The organism is Paenibacillus sp. FSL H3-0310 (assembly GCF_038002785.1).
Classification (GTDB): Bacteria; Bacillota; Bacilli; order Paenibacillales; family Paenibacillaceae; genus Paenibacillus_AQ; species Paenibacillus_AQ odorifer.
Genome location: NZ_JBBODC010000002.1, coordinates 1,144,698 through 1,168,443, shown reverse-complemented (window position 1 = coordinate 1,168,443; position 23,746 = coordinate 1,144,698). Strand labels below are relative to the sequence as shown.

The following is a 23,746-nucleotide window of genomic DNA, read 5'->3' as shown; positions in this document are numbered from 1 at the left end:
GATAATATCATGAAAAAAATGACTAAGAAGATGTCTGTAATTTTAAGTGCTGCTGTATGCCTAGGAGCATTGGGAATGCCAGCTTTAACCCAAGCATCCAGTGCTCAACCCGCTGTTGAAGCTTCCCTGAATACAACAAAAGTGGCCGATTCACACGATCAGCTTACTTTAAAGGGCAGTGCGCAGTTTGATGGTAACTATATTAAGATCGACCTGAGCCGTGAGGGATCGCTATTTTCAGGAATGCTCGCAGGAGTAACTTTAAATGATAAAGGTGAGCCCTATCTTGCAGAAGGTACTATTGTGGGAATAGACGCTAAGCTCACTCAACCAGGAGGCATTGATTTAAAAACACCACGCTGGATCAGTGACGGTGATGCCAACAAGGCGGTTGTTGTATTGCAGACCGGATGGTTAACTGAGCAACAAAAGGCAAACCTGGCTTCCTCTGAATTGAGTATCCATGTGAAACTTAACGGAATCGAAGACCCGTATGTACTTAAATTTTCTCTCAAGCAAGCAGGATTAGTGCATAACATTCAGCTGCCTGCTATAAAGAAAGACAACCAATTTGAAATCAAAACCACCCGTGTTGCTGCGGGAGAGACTTCTGTGCGTATCGCTTTAGCGGTTAAAGGGGTTGCCACCCAAGCACTGGCTTTAGGATATGACATATATGATAACCTGGGAAATGAATTAGAATTTATTGCAAGGGATTCTGTTGCAGCAACTCAAAATACGGTTTCTGAAGATTTATTGTTCGAAGCACCTAGCTCAGCGGCAGAATATCTGATTATCAGACCGTATCAAGCCGTATTTGAAAAAGGCAACACCGGGGCTTATAAAGTAGATGCCAAAGGCAATGTAGTTAAAAATTACAACAAGCAATTGGAGATCAAAATCCCTCTGAAGTAACCTTTAGCGCAGCAAATATAAACATATTTACTAGGAAAGGGGATTACCTCTCCGGCCGAAGGCTTGAGGTAATCCCCTTCTTTCAATGGAAAGAATGTTCCGTTTTACTGGTCATTTATAGCTAAAAAGCGGATAGTAGCTGTTGTCCCTTTACCTACAGAACTACTATAATAAATTTCCCCGCCGTACTTTTCTACGATATTAAAGCAAATCATTAATCCTAAGCCTGTTCCATTACTTTTTAATGAATAAAAAGGAGTCCCTAGCGACTTAACCTCAGCTTCCGACATCCCGCTTCCTTCATCGATGATTGTTATCTCAATAAAATTATTGTTCCTATTCGCCATAATAGAGACAGATTTACCAACATCCGAAGCCTCTAAAGCATTTTTTATTATATTAATAAGCAGCTGCTTAAATTCAATTTTATTAATAGAGATCTTGCAGTCTTCTTCTACATAGGTAACAATTTGATTATCAGATAACATTGCATAGGAATGGAGCAATCCTGTGACACTCTCAATAACATCCTTCACATCTACTTTTTCAAGTTTTTGTTCTCCATTTGGCTTTGAAAGGGTTAGAAATTGCGAGATAATCTGTTCTACTGTGTTCAATTCATCAATCATTAATTTAAATTTTCTTTTCATAGGATCATCAAATGAAGGATCCTCATCAAAAAACTGCAAAAAACCTCTAACCACTGTCACTGGATTTCTAATTTCATGCGCAACGGCAGCAGTTAATTGTCCAACCATCTTTAAGCGCTCAGATTGCTGTAATTGTTCATAATAAAGCTGCTGTTTTTTCATCCGTTTAAATGATATTTGAAAAATGAAAAATAATAACACTTGAACCGCTATTATATTAATGAAATTCCCTAGAATATCATAATGTAAATATGTATATAGATCCCCTCTATCAATCAAGAGGATATAGCCAAATGTAATTACCATCAGTATTCCATTTATAATGAAGGAAAAATAGAACAATTTTAAATCAAAAAATAGAATAGAGAGTGCAGGAATAAGACAAATGAGGATATAGGTAGTCCAAGTTTGAGGGTATAAAAAGAATAGCGTATAGAAATACGCAAATCCAAATAGAATGATAATCTTTCTAAAAGTATGTGTCTCATGCTTAGGGTAAATCCATAAACAAACCGTTAGAAACGCCACACATAAAAAATGAATGATATAACCAAAATCAATTCCATCTAACTCTAGAGTAGATAGTATTAATCCAGACATCATAAGAACGATGATCATTAACATTAATATGTAATAGGTTTTTCGATTCACCCGACTGTAGAACTCTCTCATGAATTCACCACTTTTAAATTGATTGTCGAAATAAGAATTATATCAGCTGAAATAGTAATAAACAATAACTGAAAAAACCAGTAAACTCAATACCCCATTTAATTTCTGAAACTAGTAATTATTGCTATAATCATTGTATTCACTTTAGTTCTGATATCTAAAGCATTAGGATGGTGTTCCCTATGGTATTTGCATTTTTATTTATATTCGCTATGTACGCGGCAACTAACTATTACATTGCGAGAAAGATTTTTAAATGGTTACAACATATATTTTCACATATAAACGGGATCATATATGGAGTCATCTACAGCTTATGTGCGTTATCAATCATTATTAATTTACTATTGTCTTCTTCAGCTATGACGACCGATTCAAATATTGTTAATTTTATTGGTCAATTCGGGGACTATTGGATGGGTATCTACTTCTATTTGTTCTTGCTTTTGATCCTTTCAGATGTAATCTTACTAATTAGTAAATGGATCAAGGTCCTCCCTTCTCCTATACCAGCACGTGTTATTTTTCATACAAGGTCCATAGTATTAATTCTAGTCATAGGATTGGTGTCCTATGGGATTTATAATGCAAATCATTTAAAAGAAGTCACCTATCCGCTCCAAATACATAAAAACACTTCATTAGATCAGTTAAATATCGTCCTGATCAGCGACTTACATTTAGGCTACGTAAATGATGTAAAGTTTATTGAAGACGTTGTTGATCGTATTAATGGACTACAGCCGGATATAGTGTTGATGACAGGAGATATATTTAATGGTAACTACTATGCGCTCTCTAACCCTTCCAAAGGAATAGAGTTATTAAGTACTATTCAGTCAACCTATGGAGTTTATGCTTGTTTAGGTAACCATGATGCAGGACGCTCATACGATGAGATCGTGAACTTTATAGATAAGAGTAATATCAAACTTCTAAATGATGAGCATGTCGTTATTGATAATCAATTCGTTGTTGTTGGCAGAAGGGATTCATCACCGATTGGTAATCAAGGGAACCCTCGAGCAATTACTTCAGAAGTGATGAGTGACATTGATACAAATATGCCCGTTATCGTAATGGATCATCAACCAACCAATAGGATTGAATACGCAGATGACGTTGATTTGATACTTAGCGGACATACGCATCAAGGACAAGTATTCCCTGCAAATCTGATCACCAATGCTATGTTTACAGTAGATTATGGCCACTATCAGAAGAATCCTAACAGCCCTCACGTCATCGTTACATCTGGTGCAGGGACTTGGGGACCGCCATTACGAATTGGCACGAATAGTGAGATAGCACAAATCAAAGTTGATTTTAAATAGACGATAATTTTAGACTGATTAAAAAACATGGAAGAATATCCCGTTAGCATACATAAGTTCGAAAAAGAGCATCGACCACATTAATGAGAAAATCCACCACCGTATGCGGTGGTGGATTTCTATGTCTGCCTATCCAACTGTAATATCAGCAAGCACCCTCATCGACTAATCATGCCGGATCTCCGTGTTAGTCCGAATACCTTCGAGACGTGCTCTTGGATCAGGCGTTATTCTTTCCCTCTTTCTTCTATTTATCGAATACAAAACAAATAATAATATAAACCATAAAGGCGTCAACAATAAGGCCGGACGAGTTTCATCAGCAAATAGCATAATTATGAGTATGATTGCAAACAAAGCTAGAACAACATAATTCACAAAGGGTGTAAACGGTGCTTTGAATTTTGATTTGGCCTGCAATTCCGGCTTCGTCTTTTTATATCGCAAATGGCAAATTAGAACGACGCCCCAAACCCAGATGAAACAAATGGCACTAATTGTTGTCACGATGCCAAAAGCCGTCTCCGGAATCAGCTTACTCAACAAAGCGCCTACAGATAAGACAAGCGTGGATATGAATAAAGCATTACTTGGTACATGATTTTTATTAAGCTTTGCAAAGTTGGCTGGAGCCTGGTCATTTCTGCTTAGATTGTATAGAATCCGGCTTGTTGAGAACATCCCGCTATTACAAGCGGACGCAGCTGAAGTTAATACAACGAAGTTAATAACCCCCGCGGCAATCGGAATCCCCACTAAACTAAATGTTTTAACAAAAGGACTTTCTGCCGGGTTTAGTTCTGTCCAAGCGTTGATGCATAATAAGGCAATAATAGCACCCACGTAAAAAAATAGAATTCGTAAAGGTATTTTATTTATTGCCGATGGGATAGTTTTTTCTGGATTGGAGGTCTCTGCTGCCGATACGCCCACCAATTCCACACCCACAAAAGCAAACACAACCATTTGAAATGAAAGTAGGAACCCTGAAATGCCGTTTGGAAATACTCCCCCATGTGCCCAAATATTACTGAGCGCAACCGTTCCAGTAGTTGTTTTGAATCCAATCACCAGTAGAACTACCCCGATGGCAATCAATGCGAGAATAGTGATTACCTTAATTAAAGCAAACCAAAATTCCAATTCGCCAAAGCTTTTTACCGTTAATAAATTGAGTCCTAATAAAATAATTAAACAAATGACTGCGGGTATCCATTGTGGGATATCAAACCAATATTGTACATAAACCCCAACAGCTATAATATCGGCCATAGCCGTCATGATCCAACAAAACCAATAGGTCCATCCGGTTACAAACGCCGCCCGCGGTCCAAGATAGTCTTCGGCAATGTCTGTAAAAGATTGATAACCTGCTTTAGACAACAGAAGTTCTCCTAATGCCCTCATCACAAAAAAAATAGCGATACCCACGATTAAATAAGCAAAAATGATGGATGGTCCTGCCAGCTGTATAGCTTTACCTGATCCTAAAAATAATCCGGTACCGATGGTTCCACCAATCGCAATGAGCTGAACATGCCGATTCTCTAAATCTCTCTTTAATTCTTGTGCTGCCATTTCAAACTCCCCCTTATGTGAAAAAATGTACAAGTAAAAATGATAACAAAAAAGAGATTGGATACGCTCCAATCTCTTAGGTCTAAGAATAATAAATAAAATACATTCCTTTATTCTGACGATGATCAGAATAACAAATGAATTATCTAGTACTCTTCTGTCCTTTTGCCTGAGATTGTGAACCCTTCGGCGCCGGGGGAATCCCCCACGGTCTCTCCAGAAGCTGCTCCTGCTATAGTGTGATCCATAGCAATCATAGCTTGCGAATTATTTAATTGTTATGCCGCTAACTTCATTTTTAATATTTTTCAATACTAATCATTGTCAAATATTTTGTCAATAACATTAATTACCGCTTTATTTCAACTGCGAAATACGCGAATATCACGCATTGCTTCGGAAACATCGCAACCAACAGACCAAGATTGGCTGATGGTTAATATGAAAAAAGGGCTATCTCATTGTAGAATTCTACTCCTGAGACAGCCCCTTTATGTTTTGAAACACACTCTATTAGTGGCTTGTCAGCCAAGCCGCCAACTCTTCTGTCTGACTCAGAATAGCTATTGGGTCCCAGTAGCCGGAGCGATCGCTTGTCCAAAGAAATACGTGATCATTTTTGACTGCTGGCAGTGCGCCCCAGATCGGGTCGGCTTTAAGTTCATCCAGCTTTTTCGAGTCGGAGGTAAGAATAATATAGTCACCGGCATACTTTGGTAAGACCTCAGCAGAGAATGAAGCCCAGCCCGGATCGGCCATTTCGGCGGCGATATCCGCAGGAGGCTTAAATCCTAATCCATTATAGATTGGTTGTCCACCTTTGCCGAAGTCTGTCCCCACCGCCATTAAGCTATTTTCAGACCATTCAATAATGGAAAATGTGCTGTCTTCAGGCACAACCTTCAATACGCTCTCCTTGGCACTGGCCATACGGCTGTCATAGTCTGCAAGCCAGGTTTTTGCCTTATCTTCTTCACTAAGCAGTTTCCCGAAATAAGCCACTTCCTCATGTACCGTTTTTAGGGAAGCGTATGGAATAACGACCGTAGGTGCGATTTTTGACATCTGCTCATTTAGCTCAGGATAGAAATCATCCATAATAATCAAATCAGGATTAAGCGACAGAATTTTCTCTACATTTCCATTCCCATCCCCTATATTCTCAACGTCTTTCAAATACTCCTGAAAATATGGATTTTTAATATGATGTTCGGAGGTGCCGATAGGTGTAATGCCAAGCGCAATTAAGCTGCCAAGATATTCGCCTGCAACAATTCTCTGGGGATGAAGGGGGATCTCCACCTCACCGTTAACCGTTTTAACGATTTTGGTCTTCGGCTGCTGTGAGGCAGCATTTTCCGTAGCCCCGTTTGTACCACATGCGCTCAGCACCAAAATGAAGCTTAGCAGCAGTACCGATGCCAGCGTAGGCCTTGAATGTTTAAACATGAATGAATCTCCCTCTTGATCAAAATGATACTGATAATCGTTATCAATATAATCAGTATAGTCAAATGATTCAAGGGCAACAATGGAGGATTCTATGTTTGTGGCAGGACTATCTTCTAGTTTGTTCTTTCTGGAATGCAATTCTCTATAGCTAATCGGGGAAACACCCTTATACTTTTTGAACAGCCTGCCCAAATAACTAGGGTCTTGATAACCGACGCCCACTGCAATTTCCTTCAGCGTAGCATCTGTTTCCAGCAGAAGTGCCACCGCTTTTTCGATGCGCACCTTAATTAAGTAATCAATCGGGCTAAGTCCAGTACGGATTTTGAAGTAGGAAGATAAATGGGGGACGCTATAGTTCAGGCTTTCCGATAATGATTCCAGCGTAATGTTATCCGTATAATGTTCATGGATGATGTCGGCGATTCGGGCAGCCAGATCCCGCTTAGTCGTATTAACCCCTTGCACCGACATTTGATGAAATAGCTCATACACAAACTGATGGAGTAAAGTGCGAACATGCAACCGCGCAAGCGGCTGCTGCTTTCCCCACTCCTTAAACATCTCGCTCACTATGCGATACAGCGCTACCGAATTGTCAGGCGTCATGCTGTACGAATGATCAAAGGATTTAGCGCCCTCGTATAGCGTAGCAATCTCTAAGGGTAGTGAGGGATGCATACTCACTTTATAATAAATGCTATAGTAATCCAGCCCCTCGCTGCCTGCGTCAATGTTGAGCACAGTTCCTTTGCCTACATGAAGCACTGTAAAGCGCTGTAAACGGTGAACTTGGCTTCCCAGGTTAACTGTAGCATTACCGTGAATCGACATAAGAAACAGCCTTGAGGGGACGTAATAGGAAGGTATAGATTCGCCAGGTCTAAGGGTCATCCGACGAATATCAACTACTTTGCAATTCGCGTGATTCCATACAGCAATAAGGTCATTGATGTCCATGATTGACTAACACCTTACATGTTTTCGTTTGAAGCCGAGCTGCGATTTATCAACTGCCTTTTGAATATTAATTGAAGCATTCAAAATCTTGCTTTTTGCACTACCGGTATGGATTTCCACCGGGCCAACTTCCTTTGCAATCTCAACCGCTTTATCATGAAGCGGCAGATAGGATACGCCCACAGTGTAGATGAAATTGTTCATTGCGTATTTCGTTCGCTCAGGAGCATCATGAATCGTGTTTTTTGCAAGCTCCAACATAGCGGCCAATTTTTCTGCGGAAAATTCACTGTCCGGGCGATTTCCGAGCAGCCAGCAGTAACAGTTCCAGCCCGCCGACATTTTCAGCTCTATCTCACTTGCAATCCATTTATCAGAAACCTCTTGCGCAATATCCGTCTCCGCCAACGTTACTGCCACCACAAAGTCCGATAGCATATAGAAATAAGCCCCAGCAATCCACCGCTCAAAATCCGACTCGGTCATTGCTTTAGGCTCCGCGATCACCCCGGCAAAATACATAGCGTCGTAATTTCCCGTAGCATAAAGCTGCTCGGCCAAGGGTTGATTATGTTTTATTTTTCTGAAGATGGGCTTCATCTGGCCTGTGGCCACACCAAAAAGCGGTTCGTGCGCGCCATTGGATAGATATATTTTCTTGGTGCGTTCCTTGCCGAGAGCTTGAAGCTCTTGCATGACCGTTTCTAAATCCATTGTTCGCACTTCCTTTTTAGATTATTGGCTAGGGACTCAAACTTTACTTGAATATATCATAAAAGCCCTTATAAATACCTTCTTTTATACATCAAGGTAATTTGCCCCGCTATGTATTCAGCGCTATATTGGTTGCCATCCTTAATCCACCACATAATAATCCCCAGTAGTGAGGCTGCAATAATATCAACGGAGACTACCTCCTTAGTAAGGTCAATGTTCCTCGCGTTTCTTCGTTTTTCGACAGTACTTTTTAACAGGTTGGTCAAGTTTTTTTTGAAGCCTTTATGCTCAATCAATACAGCAAAAACTTTCCGGTATTCAAAAAAATAATTTAAAAAGGTGACCAGCTGCTCCTGTTCGTTGTTGCTCTTCATTTGTAATAGCGGTTCAACCTTCATGGACAGGTCATCGAAGATTTCATGTACGATCTGGCGCAATAAATCGTTAATATCCTCATAATGCAAATAAAATGTTGCGCGATTTAGTTCCGCGCGGTTGGCGATTTTTTGGACGGTTAATTGCGAAATCTCCACATTGTCGGCCAATAATGAAAAAACGGCGTTCTTAAGCATCTTTTTTGAGCGAATAGCTCGTGGGTCAACTCTTTTATGTTCAGTCATTTCATCCCTCTATTATCGTTTAAATGGCCTTTCATCAACTAATTTGCCTATTCTGTCGATTAGTCGACATTTTCAATAAAATTGCAAATAGGAATACTATTTAAATCCTGATATGATTTATTTTATTGACACTATGTCGAAAAAGCAATGAAGAGAGGACTGCAACATGCAAGAAGACATTAAGAAAATAAATAAAGGGATCTTACTAACCATCTTAATCTTTGGTTGTTTCTTATCCACACTCAATCAGACGCTTTTAAATGTCGCCTTAAGTAGTCTGATGGATGTATTTGATGTCACGGCAACAACCGTACAATGGATTTCAACAGGATTTATGCTGATCAACGGGATTTTGATTCCGATTACGGCCTATTTAATGAAACGTTTTACAACACGGCAATTATTTATAAGTGCCATGTCATTTTTATTAATCGGTTCTATAATTTGTGCAGCAGCGCCGAGCTTTAGTCTACTCTTAATCGGACGAATGATCCAAGCTGCCGGTGCTGGCATTATAATGCCGCTCATGATGAGTGTTGTGCTGGCGATCTTCCCCGTTGAAAAACGTGGCAGCGCTATGGGACTGCTTGGACTGGCGATGATATTCGCTCCTGCTATTGGGCCAACGCTCGCGGGTTTTGTTGTCGAATACCACTCTTGGCGCTGGTTATTTATCGGGCTTATTCCACTTGTCCTCATTGTTATAGCGTTGGCACTCAAGTATTTAGTGAATGTATCTGAGACGTCTAAGTCGAAGCTTGATGTCATAAGTGTTCTTTTATCAACCGTCGGATTTGGCTTAATTTTATACGGCTTCAGTAGTGCAGGCAGTAAAGGCTGGGATGATGTAATCGTGATCCTGACCTTAGGGATTGGGGTCGTGGTAACAGCCGTATTCTGTCTTCGACAAATCAAATCGGATGATCCGCTGCTAAACCTGTCGGTCTTCAAAAATAAGGTTTTTACGATGACATCTCTTATTAACGTATTAATCACGATGATGATGTACGCAGATATGATCTTATTGCCTATTTATCTGCAGAATGGCCGCGGGTTTACAGCATTTGATGCAGGACTACTATTGTTGCCGGGCGCACTCGTAAATGCGTTCATGTCACCCGTCACCGGTAAACTATACGACCGTTTCGGTGCGAAGCCGCTGTTCATCATTGGTCTATTGTTTATTATTCCATCTATGTGGGCGGTAACAGATTTATCTGAATCAACTACGTATACGTATCTAATGATTCGTACCATTGGCCTGCGAATTGGATTAAGCTTCATTACTATGCCACTCAATACAGCCGGACTAAATGCGTTGCCCAAACAACTTGGCACTCATGGTACAGCTGTGAACAATACCGTTCGCCAAATTGCCGGGGCCATTGGTACTGCTGTCGTAATTACAATTTATACAGTGCAGGCAACAAGTCATGCAACTACAGTGATGCTGAACAATCCCTCCACTACTCCTGACATTCTTAAATCCCTTACATCAATTCTTGGGGCAAGTGACGCCTACTACTTCATGATGATTTTATCCATTGCCGCATTTGTTATAACCTTATTTATGCCCACGAAAAACAAGCTCATGATTGAAAAGAAAGCAAACCTAGTTAGCAAGGAAGAACCTCAGTTGTAACTAGTAATTGCAGAGTAAATGAAGAAAAGCCATTCCTTAGCGGAGTGGCTTTTGTTATGAATGGCTTGCTTTGGATCATTGGAGCACGTATTCCTACGAGCATCAATATTTTCTTATCCATATCAGTATCCCCCTCTCCATATCAAATGTGTAGACTCTATTATAAAAAAAGGAAAAATATGTAAACTTTACACATAAGTTAATATATGGTATTTTAATAGTGTTATTAAAAGGAATATTAATCCATAATAAGGAGCTGATTCCATTCATGAAATTATCTTTAAAAAAGAGATTGATGCTTGTTGGAACCTTTGTTTCAGTCTTTCTTTTTTCTTTTGTTTCCCAAGCATATGCGACTAATTTAATTGGCTACCCTACAGCTACACAAGCTAAGAATAATTGGTGCTGGGCTGCGACTAGCGTTACCATACTTCAATATTACGGAATCTCTGTAAGCCAATGTTCTTTTTATGATCATGTGAAGGGAACCTCCGGCTGTACAACAGACGAGAGTGAATCTTATGGAACTGTTCAAGAAGGCATTCATGATTATGGTGTCTCCAGTTGGAATCATACAGGAGCACTATCTTACAGCGATGTAAAAAACCAGATTGATAATGTTGGCAGTCCTATATATGTAAGCTGGAAATGGAATAGTGCTACCGGTGGCGGGCACGCAGTAGTTATCTATGGGTACGACACATATAGTGGAAATGATTGGATTCAACACATGAACCCGAGTGGGGGCACAAAAACCTCCATGTTATACACCAACGTTAAAGGTGGCTCCAGCTACGATAGAACCTGGAGATGGGGACTTCATGGCTTCAACAAATATATTTAAGGAGGGCTTCCCATTAAGAAAACGCTGCTGTTAACTGTAACTTCATTCGTTTTATTTCTGACTTTTTTCTCACCTGTATGGGCTCAGACCGTAACTGAAGATGTTGTTTCTTTTGCAAATACAGAAGGATTAACATTGATTAAAGAAGGGCTATCTAAAGATCCTGAAGGGTATGGTTACAACAATGAAGCAGAGATTAGTGAAATTACCGTAGGTCAAGGAATGCAGATTCATTTTATTGATGGCGCTAAGCTTAGGGCGGCTTCCGATAGTCTGATTGAAACGGTCACACCCCAAGACAACTGGGAGTTTCTTATTTTATCGGGCGGAATACCCAAATCTAAAATGATCATTCAAAAGGATTCAAACGGGTCCTATCAAGTTACTGAGTTTGGAGGAAATCCTAATACTTTGGCCTATGCTATTCATTCACTAGAAGCTGAGGGTGAAGTGAGTGAGCCTACACTTATCCGTGAGCGGGACGAATATATAGCTGCCTTCAAGAAAGACAATCAGGAACTAATCATCGCCCCACAACAAGCCTCATCAGCAGAAACAAAAGGACTAAGCAATATTTCAGAGCCTCAAGCACCCGGGCATTTAATTGATGTGTTACAAACGATGCAGAACGATTCTTCCGATGACGAGCAGGATGGGTCGGGAACCATTGCTTCCGCATATTATGCGGACGATAATAATCATCTAACAAGGTCTATCACCATTAGCGCCATTATTGCTCTAGTAGCGGTATTTGTGTTCTGGGCCTATCTCAGAAGACGTAAACAACCTAAATAAATGTAAAAATAAGTAGGCCGCCCTCCTTCATTGGATTGCGGCCTACTTTGATAGATAGTACCTCTAAAAAGCCTCCCTCTCCCCATATGATTAGGACATAAAGGCTGCCAAAGACCTCGTTAGCATAACACCATTTGTAATGGTATCTTGCGGCTAAACATCTCGTCCAGTACCCATGCCCCTTTTATACATTTTTTCTGCTTCAATAGGACTTTCTTTTGCCGTGATATGATACGGAATTACCCGATAAACTTGAACCGGACCGCCAAATACAGCCGATCTATACTTTTCCACATGCTGCTTGGACAAGGGGCGATTATAATAACCCGGTACGTATTTATTGATCAATTCCTGAAGTACATGTGTGGCTTCATCCAAATCTGAAATCGGTTCTGCTTGTCCAAAAATCATTACGCTCATATAAGCTGTATCCGTTTTGGCTGGTACCGGATCTGTAATAGTTCCGAATTCCTCACATACCGTAAAACATACCTCCGGATTATCACGCATGACCTGATTACGTCTTCCATCTCCAGCCCCATGAATATACAGTTTCCCTTCAGTCCATACATAATTAAGTGGCACAACATAAGGGAGGTTCCCATCAACCAACCCCAGATAACCTAATCTCGTTTGGTGAAGGAACCTTTCAATCTTCTCTTGATCTAGGCATTCCCTGGTCTTGTAACGAACCGAATTCATATCGAATCTCTCCTTTTATTTAAATTGCGGATACCAGCGTTGTTACGGTAGTATATCAATGAATGGATTGCATTAAAATATCCATAATTCGCTGTTTAGAGCAATCCATAATCAGCTTTTTATGATTGGAGTTTCTATTTGGAGGTATGTACGATGATGAAAGTAATTCGTAATGATAAGAGACCGATCTGGCAGCAATTGCTTGATCAAGCGATTCATAATATTACTAGCGGAGTCTGGGCACCAGGAGAATTACTGATTCCTACCCGCGAACTTGCACACATCGTAGGTGTCTCCCGCTCAACTATACAGATCGTCTATGAGGAATTGTTAAGTCGGGGTTATACAGTTACCTCCCGTCGGGGAGGGACGCGAGTTAGTACATGGAAGCAAGTCACTATGTCCACGAAGGAAATAGAAACAGAGGGCCCCACACCTCCGTCACTCTCCTTGCTAGACTCAGCTGTTGATCAATTACATGACTGGTTCAGAGGTAAAGAACAGCTAGAAGTGGATATTGATTTCAGTCCCCATGAACCCTATTTGGATGAACAATTTCAAAAAAACTGGCGGCAATCGCTGCTCCAGGCATCCGCTGAAATGGATTTATCAAGCTGGGCTTACGGTAACTGCTACGGGTACACACCATTACGTGAGCAAATACAGCGTTATTTATCACTTGAACGGGGCATACATGTCCAAACCAATCAGATTCTGTTGACCTCAGGAGTTCAGCATAGTATTGACTTAATCGCACAGTCACTTTTAGCTGATGGGGACACTGTCTCAGTAGAGGATCCAGGTTTCCCAGCTGCTTGGATGGCAATGAAATACCGCCGTATGAATGTGGTACCCGTTCCCGTTGATGAGTATGGTCTAGTGGTTGAGCATATTCACCCGCAATCCAAGCTGGTCTTTGCCACCCCTTCCCACCAGTGCGCAGTAGGGGTCGTTATGTCGGAGCCCCGCCGGCAACAATTGCTGCATAAGGCCGTTCAAGAACGATTTTGGATCATTGAAGACGATTATGATAGTGAATTTCGATATCGCGGGGAGCCGCTGCCAACGCTGTTTAGTCAGGCATCTAATAATACTTTGTATCTCATGAGTTTCTCTAAAATGATTGCACCAGGCATTCGTATTTCGGCTATTATTGGATCAGTCGAGGCAATTGCTCAGCTAGCAAAGGTGCAGGAGCTGACTTACCGTCATCTTCCGATTATGGATCAGCTAACACTAACCCACTTCATTAAAAATGGTCATTTTATGCGCCATATGCGAAGAGTCAGAAATGTGTACCGGCGAAGACACGAGGTCATGGCAAAAGCTATTATGGCTAGCGGTTTAGGGGAGCGCTTCACGCTCAGTGGAGTAGAAACTGGATTACATATGTTATTAGAAGCTGAGGAAACATTCGACGAGGAAGCTGTGACAAAGTTAGCCCTACAACATGGAATACGTGTGTACCCTCTTGGGCCCTATTGTTTGGATAGCAAAAGAAAAGGATGGGTATTAGGGTTTGCAAAAGTATATGAGGCAGCGATTGAGCAGGGTATTCATCGTCTTGCGGAGCTGATCCTATAAAATCATCTCCGCAGCACTCACAAAATTTGTTGAACAGTCCATAGACTATTTTAGATTTATGAAACCATTGCTTCCGCGTATTATCCGGACGATAATAATCACCTAACAAGGTCTATCACCATTAGCGCCATTATTGCTCTAGCAGCGGTATTTGTGATCTGGGCCTATCTCAGAAGACGTAAGTAACCTAAGTAAATGTAAAAAGAAATAGGCCGCTCTTTTCATGGAGTGCGGCTTATTTTTCTCTCATCTACGGCTCCCGAGAAATATTCAAACACTGCACTCTAATACTATTAAAAACTTACCAAGAAACTACTCAAAGGCATATCGGTTTACTCAACTTTCCTTATAAACAATTTTTTCAAAAAAAGCATAATCCTTATAAAGAATTTTCTGGAATTTCCGATATATTAATAGTACACATAATGGTTCAAATTACCTAATTGGGAGGGTTTTATTTGAAAAAGATTTTTAAAATTGGGTGTCTGGGATTCATCGCTTTAATTGTACTAATCATTGTTATTGGTATATTTGCTAAAGATAAGGATAGTTCAAACGACACAACTAGCAAATCTAATACCACCGCAAACTCTGTAGAAACAAAGGGCACCTCAAAAGAAGATGCGAAAAAACTAGCAAAAAAAGGAGAGGAATTACAAGTTGGCGATGTTGTTTTTAAAGTTAACAAGGTAACTACTACCAAGGAAATTAAAGATGGAAATTACTTATCCTACTCACCTAGTGCTGACGGAAGTATTTTCCTAGTAGTAAATGTAACTGTTAAAAATGCTGGTAAAAAAATGATTACCACAGACTCATCATACTTTCAACTCCTAAAAGATGAAGTTACGTATAACCCGTCAACGTTGATTACTACTTCCGGAGACTATTTTTTATATGAAGGAATCAATCCTGGATTGGCTCAAACAGGCAATGTAGTATTTGAAATCCCAGAAGATATGACTGGCTTTCTTTTAAATGTCCAAACTGGGTTCTGGGGAACCGAACAAGGACAGATTGAATTGAAATAATACTATATGGATCGTAAACCACCAATGTAAGTTGGTGGTTTTTTGTTACTTCTTCGAAGTAAAAATTCTACTTTATGATCAAAATAACCGTCAACGAAGTAACTGGTGCTTTAAAACGTAGTGGTTAAGATACTTGGCAGTTAACAACTGAATATTTAAAAATCAATGCAAAAGGCACTACCTTGAGGCAGTACCTTTTGCATTGTTAAGTGAAGAGATATCCAATTTAGGGGAGGTTAATACTCCACATCGACCCAATCAGGTCGTACATTACATAGCTTTTTCAGCCAGATCACTAACTAAATTTCTCATCCACTTACGGGAGTAAATCCGGGCGTAGCCGAAGCCAAAGCGGACAACCTCCTCCAGCGAGATGACGAGATACACAAGGTAGACAGGTTGCTTCCAAATGTATGACAGCAACAGCCCGGATGGAACACCTATCAGCCACGTTGCGGTAGACTCCATGCCGAATACGAACTTGCTGTCTCCTCCGCTGTTTAGAATACCGCCGGCTATAATCATATTGGATACTTTGACCCAAAGAAATCCAGCAAACACGATAACGATATACATGCTCATTTGTTTAGCGTCCTCGGAGATATTGAACGCAGAGACATACAGCTTCGAGCCTGCCGCAATGATAACCCCGACGATCAGAGAGATAATGATGCCTAGACGAATGAACCTTTTCGCATGATCGAGTGCGATATCAGATTCATTCGCACCCAAACGGTTGCCAACCATTACCCCTGCTGCACTAGCCAGACCCGATAATAAACCGATGCAAAGACCCTGAAGTGGGAAGGTAATGGTCATTGCAGTCATTTCCATCGTCCCCATACGGCTATAAATGACCGCATATGCCGTTTCACCCAATACCCAAATCAATTCAGTCAGTAGCAGCGGATAGGTCGTTCCAAAAAACTTGCGAATGAGCGGTTTAGGAACGATGAATAAGTTCTTTAACCCGACAGCTCCCGGTAAACGATACCGGTACACGGCACCAATGATCAACAAGCATTCGAAGACCCTAGAGATAAGAGTAGCAATGGCAGCGCCCTTCAGACCAAGCGCAGGAGCACCGAAATGACCGTAAATAAGTACGTAATTCAGTATAATATTCAAGCCGACTGCAATTAGACTTACATACATCGGCCATTTGGCATGGCCAGTACTGCGTAAAATCGCGGAATACATCATCGTGAGCATGACAGGCACAAAACCGATCGACATTATCTGGAGAAAGATATAACCCTCATCTATTACATTCACGTCTGTAGTGAACAGGCTCAGAAAGAGCGGCGAATCGATGAAGACAGCCGCAGAGAACAGGAATGAGAACGCAAAGCCGGTGATCAGTCCGAGACCCAGTACTTGAGAGACGCTTTTGGAATCTTTATTTCCCCAAAACTGGGCTGCATATATGGATACACCCGTCGATAAACCGGCCAAGACAACCGCGATGATCCCGTATATTTTAGTCGACATCCCCACCGAGGCAATTGCCACATCTCCCAGCTGCCCAACCATCAATTGATCCGTCAAATTAAGCAACGCCATCAGCAAGCTTTGAAGCGTAACGGGCACAGCGATTTTATAAACACTTTTGTAGAAATCTTCTTTCTCTGACATGTATCGTTCACAACCCCCATATTCTCGATTTTTCCAGAACCCATTGCCATTCGCAGTCTATGACTTAGTGTGAGGTTAGATCACCTTTTTGTAGCGCATGAGCGTGTAGTTATCTTTTGGTTGAATTTCTACAACCTTGAACTTTTTCGCAAAGTTCAATTGCTGATACCCGTCTCCATCCACTAAAGTAATGTTTGTCGAGCCGCCTATGATGATTGGAAGCTGCATTAGAATAATCTCATCGACGATATCCTGATTGAAAATATGCCAGTTTAAGAATCCGCCGCCTTCGACCATCAGACTGGTAATCCCATAGTTCTCCTCCAACTGACGTTCAAGCTCCACAAAATCTACTTTATCCTCGCCGCAGATAAGGCACTCCTTCCCTCTTTGCCGGATCTGTTTGATTTTTTCTTCATCCCGTCCTTTCTCGGTCGTGACAATAATCGTCTTCCCTTGGTCCGAGAGTACATTGCAATCTAGCGGAATATCCAAGGTAGTTGTCGGAATGATACGAATTGGATTTTTATTTTCCTCATACCGATTAGTAAGGAAGGGATTGTCCGTCAAAATTGTATTTTTGCCGACCATAATTCCCTGCACCTTCCCCCGGAATAGATGAATAAATTCCATATCCTCACTGGAAAATAAAGAAAAAAGCTCTTTACTCGAATTACCAGCGCCCATAGTGAGCTTTCCATCAATAGAAATTTGGCTGAATATCGTTGTTTTCATTTGGCTCTCCCCATCTCTAATTAGCTTTTAAATGCGCCCCAAGAGGCTTGAATAGTCTGTTCTATTTTGTTCAATGCTTGTTCAGGATTGCTCAGGGGCAGCTCAATAAGACCCGCATTTAACGCCTCCCATACATGGATCATGAAGGGATAAGTCGGCATCGGCCGTGAATGATCCAAAAGCGATAAAATCATCTTTTTGTTAGGCGCAGCAGAGGCAGCTAGACGGTTCAGTACCTCTTCCTGAGCCGGAATCCGCTGTACACCCAGCGTCCACATCGTTTGGCATTCGTCACTCAGCATAAAGCGCGTGAATGATAAAATATCTTCCCGCTCCTCGGACGTTAATGAATGATTAGGGTAGATCAGGCCAATAGAAGAAGACATGGATAACGATTGCCGCCCTTCGATGCTCGGAAGCTGGCAAACCGCAAGCCTATTGTTCATATGCTTATCTAGATGGTTATAAATCCACTCGCCACAAATAATGGCGCCGATCTTACCGTCAATGAACTGCTCAAGCAGTCCTGTCGAGCCGTCGAGACTAACGAGCACGCCTTGATCCATCTTGTCGCGAATAAACTGAAGCGCCTGCTTCATTTCAGAGGTGACGATATTCGGCTTTCCATTCTGTACAGGCCAGCCGCCGAAAGCTGTAAGGAACGGAATAAACCAATAGCCTTGCTGTAAGTCTGCTCCAATCGGTACGATACCTTGGGCGGATAACCTTTCTGCTGCCTCTTCGAACACGTCCCATGTCGTCGGCGCACTAGGGTAAATCGACGGGTTGTAATACACAACCAGATGATTGCCCCGCAATACCGGGATACCATACTGAACACCATTCATTTGCATCGTTGAAAGAGCACCCTCAGTCAGCGTATCGTCAAATAGCCCGCCCGGCACTTCGGAGTAAAGACCGTTCTCAACATAGGAGGACATGTCGGCAGGAACCATCGCCAGATGCGGACCTTGCTGGGTGTCCTTAATTTGGTTCAGACGCGCAGTCAGCTCCGTAATATTCATGACTTGTGGCGTAATTTGTACCCCAAAGCGCTCAGTATACAGCTTACAAATTCCCTCCAGCACCTCAATCGAGGTATCTCCTGGACCATCAAACTCATGCCATACCACGACTTCCTTATTGTTCTTTTCCATTGCAGCCTCTCTCCTTACCTAAATTGTCTATGATTGTTTACGAGCACTAAAGCCTGATTAGGCGCAAGCAGCAAGCAATCGAACGCCTGACCTACGCTGCTACCCGTTAAGGAACTATCCAGTGTTACCGTCATTGGGCATCGGCCAGGTACGGCAACCTTCAAATCAACTTGGCAGAAAGCAGCAGCACTCAAGTTAAAGCAGCACAGCAGCGTTTCATCTCCTTGCATATACCCGTACAGAACAATACCTTCCGGGGATTGAGCCACGAAAAAGTTTTCCGGCTTCACTAGGTGGCGCCAATCTTTCTTGAGTTCACTTAGTTCTGCCAACAGCGGCAGCATCGGTGTAGGATTGGTCCAATTAATTTGCATAACGTTAAAAAAAGCTCGGGAAATCTCCTCTCCGTTCGTGTTATCTCCAAGACCACAGTTGAGCGGCTGCTCCTCATTCATTTCATACCCCGTCGTCACGTATGGAATTGCGTTCGGAAGAAATTGATTAAATACCGCGATCATCCGAGCAACCTCTACACCGCCACGGCTGGTGATCCGAGGAGTATCTGCTGTTTCTGCACAGGCAAACACATGTATATTCAACTCAGGCAGCTCTTCTAAGAATGAAACGAGATTCTCTTTAGTAATTTGTGTCATGACGTTCCACCCACTGCCAAGCATAATGTTATAGCCGGTGTTTGCCGCCTTCTTGTGGTTGCGATTGAACAAATCTTCGCTGATTAAGATCGCATTTGGATTCATCTCTTTAATTGTGTCAAAAATACGAGTCAACAACGGAATAGGAAGCACGTGTCCGATGTCGATGCGGAAGCCGTCAATCCCATATTTTTCGAGATTAACCCGTACTGCCTCCTCCAGAACATCCCACAGCTCCAGATTCGGCTCCTCTCCCGGGTAGTCATTGCATTTAATCGTATCAAAAAGGACATATGGCGACTGATCCGGACTTATAAGATGTCTCACTTGCGGAGAGAAATCCTTGTAGAGGCGTAAGAACGTAATGTCTGTCCAAATCGGCTGCACATCATTTATCCAATCCGAATGCGCTGGAGCAGTCGTTATCCCCATCTCTTGCTCCACCAAAGTTAATAGCTCATCTCCAGTTTTAGCAGCTTTCTCCTTTAAGCGCTGCCAAAGAATTGGATGGAGTTCATTGGGCGGTGGCGTGAACTTCCGCAGAAATACTGCTGTCTCCTGGCTGCGGTAGACCGTCTCCAATTTGTCCGGCGTACACTCCTCAAAAAATCCAAGCTGGGGAATCGCGGGCGGCGCAAAGCCTTCTAATTCGTCCATTTTGATCCAATACACCCATTCAGGATGCTCGGTAATGAACACACTGTTTTTCGCCGTCACACGGGGAATGAAATCAACAACAGTCTTAATATCAAGTAAATGACAAGCCTCTACCAAAGCGCTGAGCTCATCATGGATCGTAAACTCCTCCATATCATCCAATAGGCTATCGTGCAGGTTCTCGTCCAAATGGAATAACGATTGCACTGCGTAAGGGGACCCAATATCCCCCTTCAGATTCAACTTGCTGTACTGGTTAACTGGAAGCATGTACAGAATATTGATGCCCATTTTCTTTAGCAGAGGCAGAAGAATAAAGAATCTTAAAAAAGTACCCGATTCAATTTTTCCGTCATGGTTGTAATCCCAAGCCGTAGAATAGCGAATAAGCGAAGAATAGATCGCGCTATCGTCCAGATTTATGCGTTCCTTAAGCAGATATCTCCACGAAAGCCTGTCCACATAATTCAAATGATCAGTCAAAAAATCATACGGGTGTACACAAATTTCACCCTCTTTTTCTAAGAGAACACGTTCATATTGGCACTCATTCCACACTGCGGGTATCCAAATTGGCTCTACCTCTTTGGCCTTTTGTGTAGACAAGTAATCTTGAATTAATCTGAATTTGCTATCATTGCTCATCAACAGTGCCACCTCTCATTGATTGTAGTCTTACGTTTAGGGAACAAAAACCGTCTTTACGGTTTCACTCCCAACCACCTTCAAAGAGTTCAATTCATAGCCGATTAACTCATCTATCGCTGCTTCATGCTGACTGAGCTTAACTTTTCTAGTTACTAGTTTCTCCATTTCAGGAGTTTCAGCGGCAAACCGCAAAGCTTCCTCGAAAATGTAGCGGTATTCACCTGCTGCTATAATTTTTATTGCATGCTGCACGAATTTGGTAGGGGAAAAGGTGTAGCGATACTTCGCATTAATACCAAAAGGAACGATGCGGCCTCCACGTTCAATCCACTTTTCCGCCATTTCGAGTTGAGTGCCCACCGTATCGATAATCACATCAAACTTATGTCCCGCACAGATTTTGTCTACGGTAGCTTGATTTAATTGGGCAGGGGTTAGAGCAAAATCTGAGATCTCTTTGGCAAAAGCTAGCCGAAAGGGATTAACTTCAGTCGCTACCGTGAGCGCAGATTTCGACTTGCTCACAATTTGGCTTAACAGTCCCATTGGACCCGATCCAAGAATGAGTACCTTGTCGTCTGCTGTGACATTGGCTTCTTTGAAATTGTGCAGTACACAGGCAAGCGGCTCAATCAAAACCCCCGTCTCCCAGCTCATATGATCGGGAAGACGGTGTGCAAACGTTTGTGCAGTTGAGTAAAAAAAAGTGAATGTCCCATTTCGATTCAAACCCGCAATAGGCATCCCATTTCCATCGATGCCCGTACAGAGGTGCGGCTGTTTCTTCAAGCAAAAATAGCATTCATCACAGCTTTGATTCGGATCGATAACTACTCGGTCGCCTACCTTAACACGGTCAACGTTGCTGCCGATTTGGATTACAGTCCCTACTGCCTCATGACCCCGAATGACCCCTGGAACCCCCTCCTCTTTCCCAGTTATGACTGCTAAATCTGTTCCACATACACCTGTCATCTCAATCCGGATCTTGACTTCATCCGGTGCTGCAATCTGCGGCTCTTCCCATTCGCAGAGCTCCAGCTTATGATTGGATGTCCACACCAACGCTTCCATACTCATTCCCCTTTCTCTTTTTTGTTATCCATATTCGCCCAGAATATATCATAACTACCATGTAAAAGTAAGGTGAATGTTGTCGAAAAATGTTAATAATTACATTTTTATATAAACACTCACGAGTAAGCGCTTTAATTTTCTTTCGCTTATTATGCGGAGTGCACTGTCTGAAACGGCAAGTTTAAGGGCCATCCCTTGTGGGATGACCCTTGAATACTATCGTGATCAATCGAGTTCCGCGAGGAAATAAATCCCGAATCAACGTCTCCTATTTTGCAGCTTCCGCTTCCAGCCGTGCAATGACCTCAGAACGGGCTTGATCTGTGAAGCTAAGCACGCCGTTTTCCTGAACGATCAGTCCTTCCCGTATTCGGCCATCCAGCCAATCGCTGATCCAGCCGGGAGCATACCCGCCTTGGCCGAACTCGCCGCCAAAAGCAATCATTTCTTCATATACATCCAGATATTGTTGACGGCTTGTATTTGGATAAGAGCTTGTGTATAGCCAGAACTGCACATCATACATCAGAGTAGAAAGCTCATCCGCATGAAAGGAGAAATGTCCCTTCTCTTCAACGATTCGGGTACATACTTTACGGATCTTCTGCTCAAGCTGATCCACCTCAGACACATGGCTGCACAGCTTCGCAAGCAATGGTGAGAATTGGCCTACGGCTACTTTGCGCAAATCCTCCTCTTTATCTTCTTCAGAGGTGTCGTATTCCTCATCACTCACCAGGCCACGTATAAACGTCTCGAAGTCTGGGGCCAGAAACGTAATCTCATAATTATCTTCCTGATCCACATGAATCACCTCGGGTTCACCGTCCTTCCCGCAATTCCGGTAATCCAGCATCACGACATCATGACCTGCCGAAGGGCAATCACAAATTACCACGCCAATGTCAGGGTATCCCCACTCCTCAATCATAAACGGACTGCCGAGATCGCCGCAGAGTGAATAGCTTTTCTCACGTCCGATGCCCATAATGCCCGTAATCGCAATATGATCCTCAGCCCATGAGGTCGCATCCTCCGTAGGAAAACAAGTATTATAAGGCACTCCCCCATTGTGCTGCTTCATCAGACTGATATAAGAGGCAGGAAGCTTGTAACCCAGTTCTTCTTCTACAGAAGCAATCAGCTCATCCGTAGGCGGGGCCAAAACATATTCTTTTAGCGCATAATCGCTATCTTTCCAAAATTCGGAGAGGTCCATCCCTTCAAAAGGAGTTGCAGTCGTCCCCGAATCATTATGTTGCTCTCTGATTGCCTGTCTGGCTGCGGCGTGTTGTTCTTTGCGTAGCTTGCGCTGGCTGAATTTCAGAAACATGGCCGTATTCTCATCATCCGGATCGAGGTCATGGGCAATACCCAGCACTCTCACCGCTTCCTCATATCGATTCAAATAATAGTAGGAATATCCCACACGAAAATGCCACAGATAATCATTCTGTCCTTGTTCCGCAATCTTCGCGAAGTGTTCAAGGGCTTCTTCATAACGTTCCAAATTGTTATACGCTCTTGCCAGACTGCTGACCATCTCGTAATCTCTGTCCGCTGGAGGAATCTCCATCAGAGTGTCTACAATCTTCTGGTGTTCATCATCTTCATGCCACTGTGTCAGCTGTGCGATTAGTTCTTTGTCCATGGTCTACCTCCCAAGCTTATAATCAAGTTACTAGAAT

19 protein-coding genes and 1 riboswitch are annotated in these 23,746 nt (G+C 42.3%); of the genes, 7 read left to right on the top strand and 12 right to left on the bottom strand.

The genetic code is table 11. The annotated features are described in order from the left end of the window. The first annotated feature begins 9 nt into the window (after positions 1–9). On the top strand, positions 10–915 hold the full coding sequence (locus MHH63_RS24620) for a DUF5643 domain-containing protein (RefSeq protein WP_341172197.1): 906 nt from the start codon (positions 10–12) through the stop codon (positions 913–915). 104 nt (positions 916–1,019) lie between these two features. Here the strand turns inward: MHH63_RS24620 and MHH63_RS24615 are convergent, their stop codons facing one another. Then, a complete protein-coding gene (locus MHH63_RS24615; RefSeq protein WP_256720960.1) occupies positions 1,020–2,183 on the bottom strand; it encodes a sensor histidine kinase in 1,164 nt (387 codons plus the stop codon). A 236-nt stretch (positions 2,184–2,419) separates the two neighbouring features. Here MHH63_RS24615 and MHH63_RS24610 point away from each other — a divergent pair, with 236 nt between their 5' ends. Then, entirely contained in the window at positions 2,420–3,571 is a 1,152-nt protein-coding gene (locus MHH63_RS24610; RefSeq protein WP_076181791.1) for a metallophosphoesterase, read from the top strand. 165 nt (positions 3,572–3,736) lie between these two features. Here MHH63_RS24610 and MHH63_RS24605 read toward each other — a convergent pair whose 3' ends face one another. The 4 genes from MHH63_RS24605 to MHH63_RS24590 all read right to left on the bottom strand — a co-directional run bounded on the left by MHH63_RS24605 (position 3,737) and on the right by MHH63_RS24590 (position 8,898). After that, positions 3,737–5,149 carry an amino acid permease gene (locus MHH63_RS24605; protein ID WP_076191542.1) on the bottom strand — a complete coding sequence of 471 codons (1,413 nt, stop codon included), beginning with the start codon at positions 5,147–5,149 and terminating at the stop codon, positions 3,737–3,739. Between the two features lie 147 nt (positions 5,150–5,296). After that, a riboswitch (glycine riboswitch) is annotated at positions 5,297–5,379 on the bottom strand. A 283-nt stretch (positions 5,380–5,662) separates the two neighbouring features. Next, entirely contained in the window at positions 5,663–7,561 is a 1,899-nt protein-coding gene (locus MHH63_RS24600; RefSeq protein WP_341172196.1) for an AraC family transcriptional regulator, read from the bottom strand. Between the two features lie 6 nt (positions 7,562–7,567). Next, complete coding sequence (locus MHH63_RS24595; RefSeq protein WP_076301532.1) at positions 7,568–8,275, bottom strand: DNA alkylation repair protein; 708 nt, start codon at positions 8,273–8,275, stop codon at positions 7,568–7,570. 68 nt (positions 8,276–8,343) lie between these two features. Further along, positions 8,344–8,898 (bottom strand): TetR/AcrR family transcriptional regulator, encoded by a 555-nt coding sequence (locus tag MHH63_RS24590; RefSeq protein WP_076301533.1) that lies wholly within the window; start codon positions 8,896–8,898, stop codon positions 8,344–8,346. A gap of 166 nt (positions 8,899–9,064) precedes the next feature. Here MHH63_RS24590 and MHH63_RS24585 point away from each other — a divergent pair, with 166 nt between their 5' ends. From MHH63_RS24585 to MHH63_RS24575, 3 genes are all read left to right on the top strand, one after another. Next, positions 9,065–10,540, top strand: a complete 1,476-nt coding sequence (locus MHH63_RS24585) for a DHA2 family efflux MFS transporter permease subunit (RefSeq protein WP_076124247.1) — start codon at positions 9,065–9,067, stop codon at positions 10,538–10,540. 268 nt (positions 10,541–10,808) lie between these two features. Further along, entirely contained in the window at positions 10,809–11,384 is a 576-nt protein-coding gene (locus MHH63_RS24580) for a C39 family peptidase (RefSeq protein ID WP_076124249.1), read from the top strand. Positions 11,385–11,519: 135 nt separating this feature from the next. Then, the gene (locus MHH63_RS24575; RefSeq protein WP_076124251.1) at positions 11,520–12,179 is read left to right on the top strand and encodes a hypothetical protein; all 660 of its coding nucleotides are present in this window, start codon (positions 11,520–11,522) and stop codon (positions 12,177–12,179) included. 153 nt (positions 12,180–12,332) lie between these two features. Here MHH63_RS24575 and MHH63_RS24570 read toward each other — a convergent pair whose 3' ends face one another. Beyond that, positions 12,333–12,881 carry a pyridoxamine 5'-phosphate oxidase family protein gene (locus tag MHH63_RS24570; RefSeq protein ID WP_341172195.1) on the bottom strand — a complete coding sequence of 183 codons (549 nt, stop codon included), beginning with the start codon at positions 12,879–12,881 and terminating at the stop codon, positions 12,333–12,335. Between the two features lie 153 nt (positions 12,882–13,034). Between MHH63_RS24570 and pdxR the strand changes: the two genes are divergently transcribed. Both pdxR and MHH63_RS24560 read left to right on the top strand, forming a co-directional pair. Beyond that, positions 13,035–14,465 (top strand): MocR-like pyridoxine biosynthesis transcription factor PdxR, encoded by a 1,431-nt coding sequence (pdxR, locus tag MHH63_RS24565; protein WP_341172194.1) that lies wholly within the window; start codon positions 13,035–13,037, stop codon positions 14,463–14,465. A gap of 458 nt (positions 14,466–14,923) precedes the next feature. Beyond that, positions 14,924–15,496: a DUF4352 domain-containing protein gene (locus MHH63_RS24560; protein WP_052097390.1), complete on the top strand. Its 573-nt coding sequence runs from the start codon at positions 14,924–14,926 to the stop codon at positions 15,494–15,496. A 270-nt stretch (positions 15,497–15,766) separates the two neighbouring features. Here MHH63_RS24560 and MHH63_RS24555 read toward each other — a convergent pair whose 3' ends face one another. The 6 genes from MHH63_RS24555 to MHH63_RS24530 form a co-directional block, all read right to left on the bottom strand. Then, on the bottom strand, positions 15,767–17,131 hold the full coding sequence (locus MHH63_RS24555) for an MATE family efflux transporter (RefSeq protein WP_076132870.1): 1,365 nt from the start codon (positions 17,129–17,131) through the stop codon (positions 15,767–15,769). A gap of 75 nt (positions 17,132–17,206) precedes the next feature. Next, complete coding sequence (locus MHH63_RS24550) at positions 17,207–17,866, bottom strand: dihydrofolate reductase family protein (RefSeq protein ID WP_036682374.1); 660 nt, start codon at positions 17,864–17,866, stop codon at positions 17,207–17,209. A 20-nt stretch (positions 17,867–17,886) separates the two neighbouring features. After that, on the bottom strand, positions 17,887–19,023 hold the full coding sequence (locus MHH63_RS24545) for a sugar ABC transporter substrate-binding protein (protein WP_341172193.1): 1,137 nt from the start codon (positions 19,021–19,023) through the stop codon (positions 17,887–17,889). A gap of 14 nt (positions 19,024–19,037) precedes the next feature. Then, the gene (locus MHH63_RS24540; RefSeq protein WP_341172192.1) at positions 19,038–20,978 is read right to left on the bottom strand and encodes an alpha-amylase; all 1,941 of its coding nucleotides are present in this window, start codon (positions 20,976–20,978) and stop codon (positions 19,038–19,040) included. 36 nt (positions 20,979–21,014) lie between these two features. Continuing rightward, a complete protein-coding gene (locus MHH63_RS24535) occupies positions 21,015–22,061 on the bottom strand; it encodes a zinc-dependent alcohol dehydrogenase (RefSeq protein ID WP_341172191.1) in 1,047 nt (348 codons plus the stop codon). Positions 22,062–22,326: 265 nt separating this feature from the next. Then, positions 22,327–23,709: an SMI1/KNR4 family protein gene (locus MHH63_RS24530; protein WP_341172190.1), complete on the bottom strand. Its 1,383-nt coding sequence runs from the start codon at positions 23,707–23,709 to the stop codon at positions 22,327–22,329. Positions 23,710–23,746: the final 37 nt, after the last annotated feature.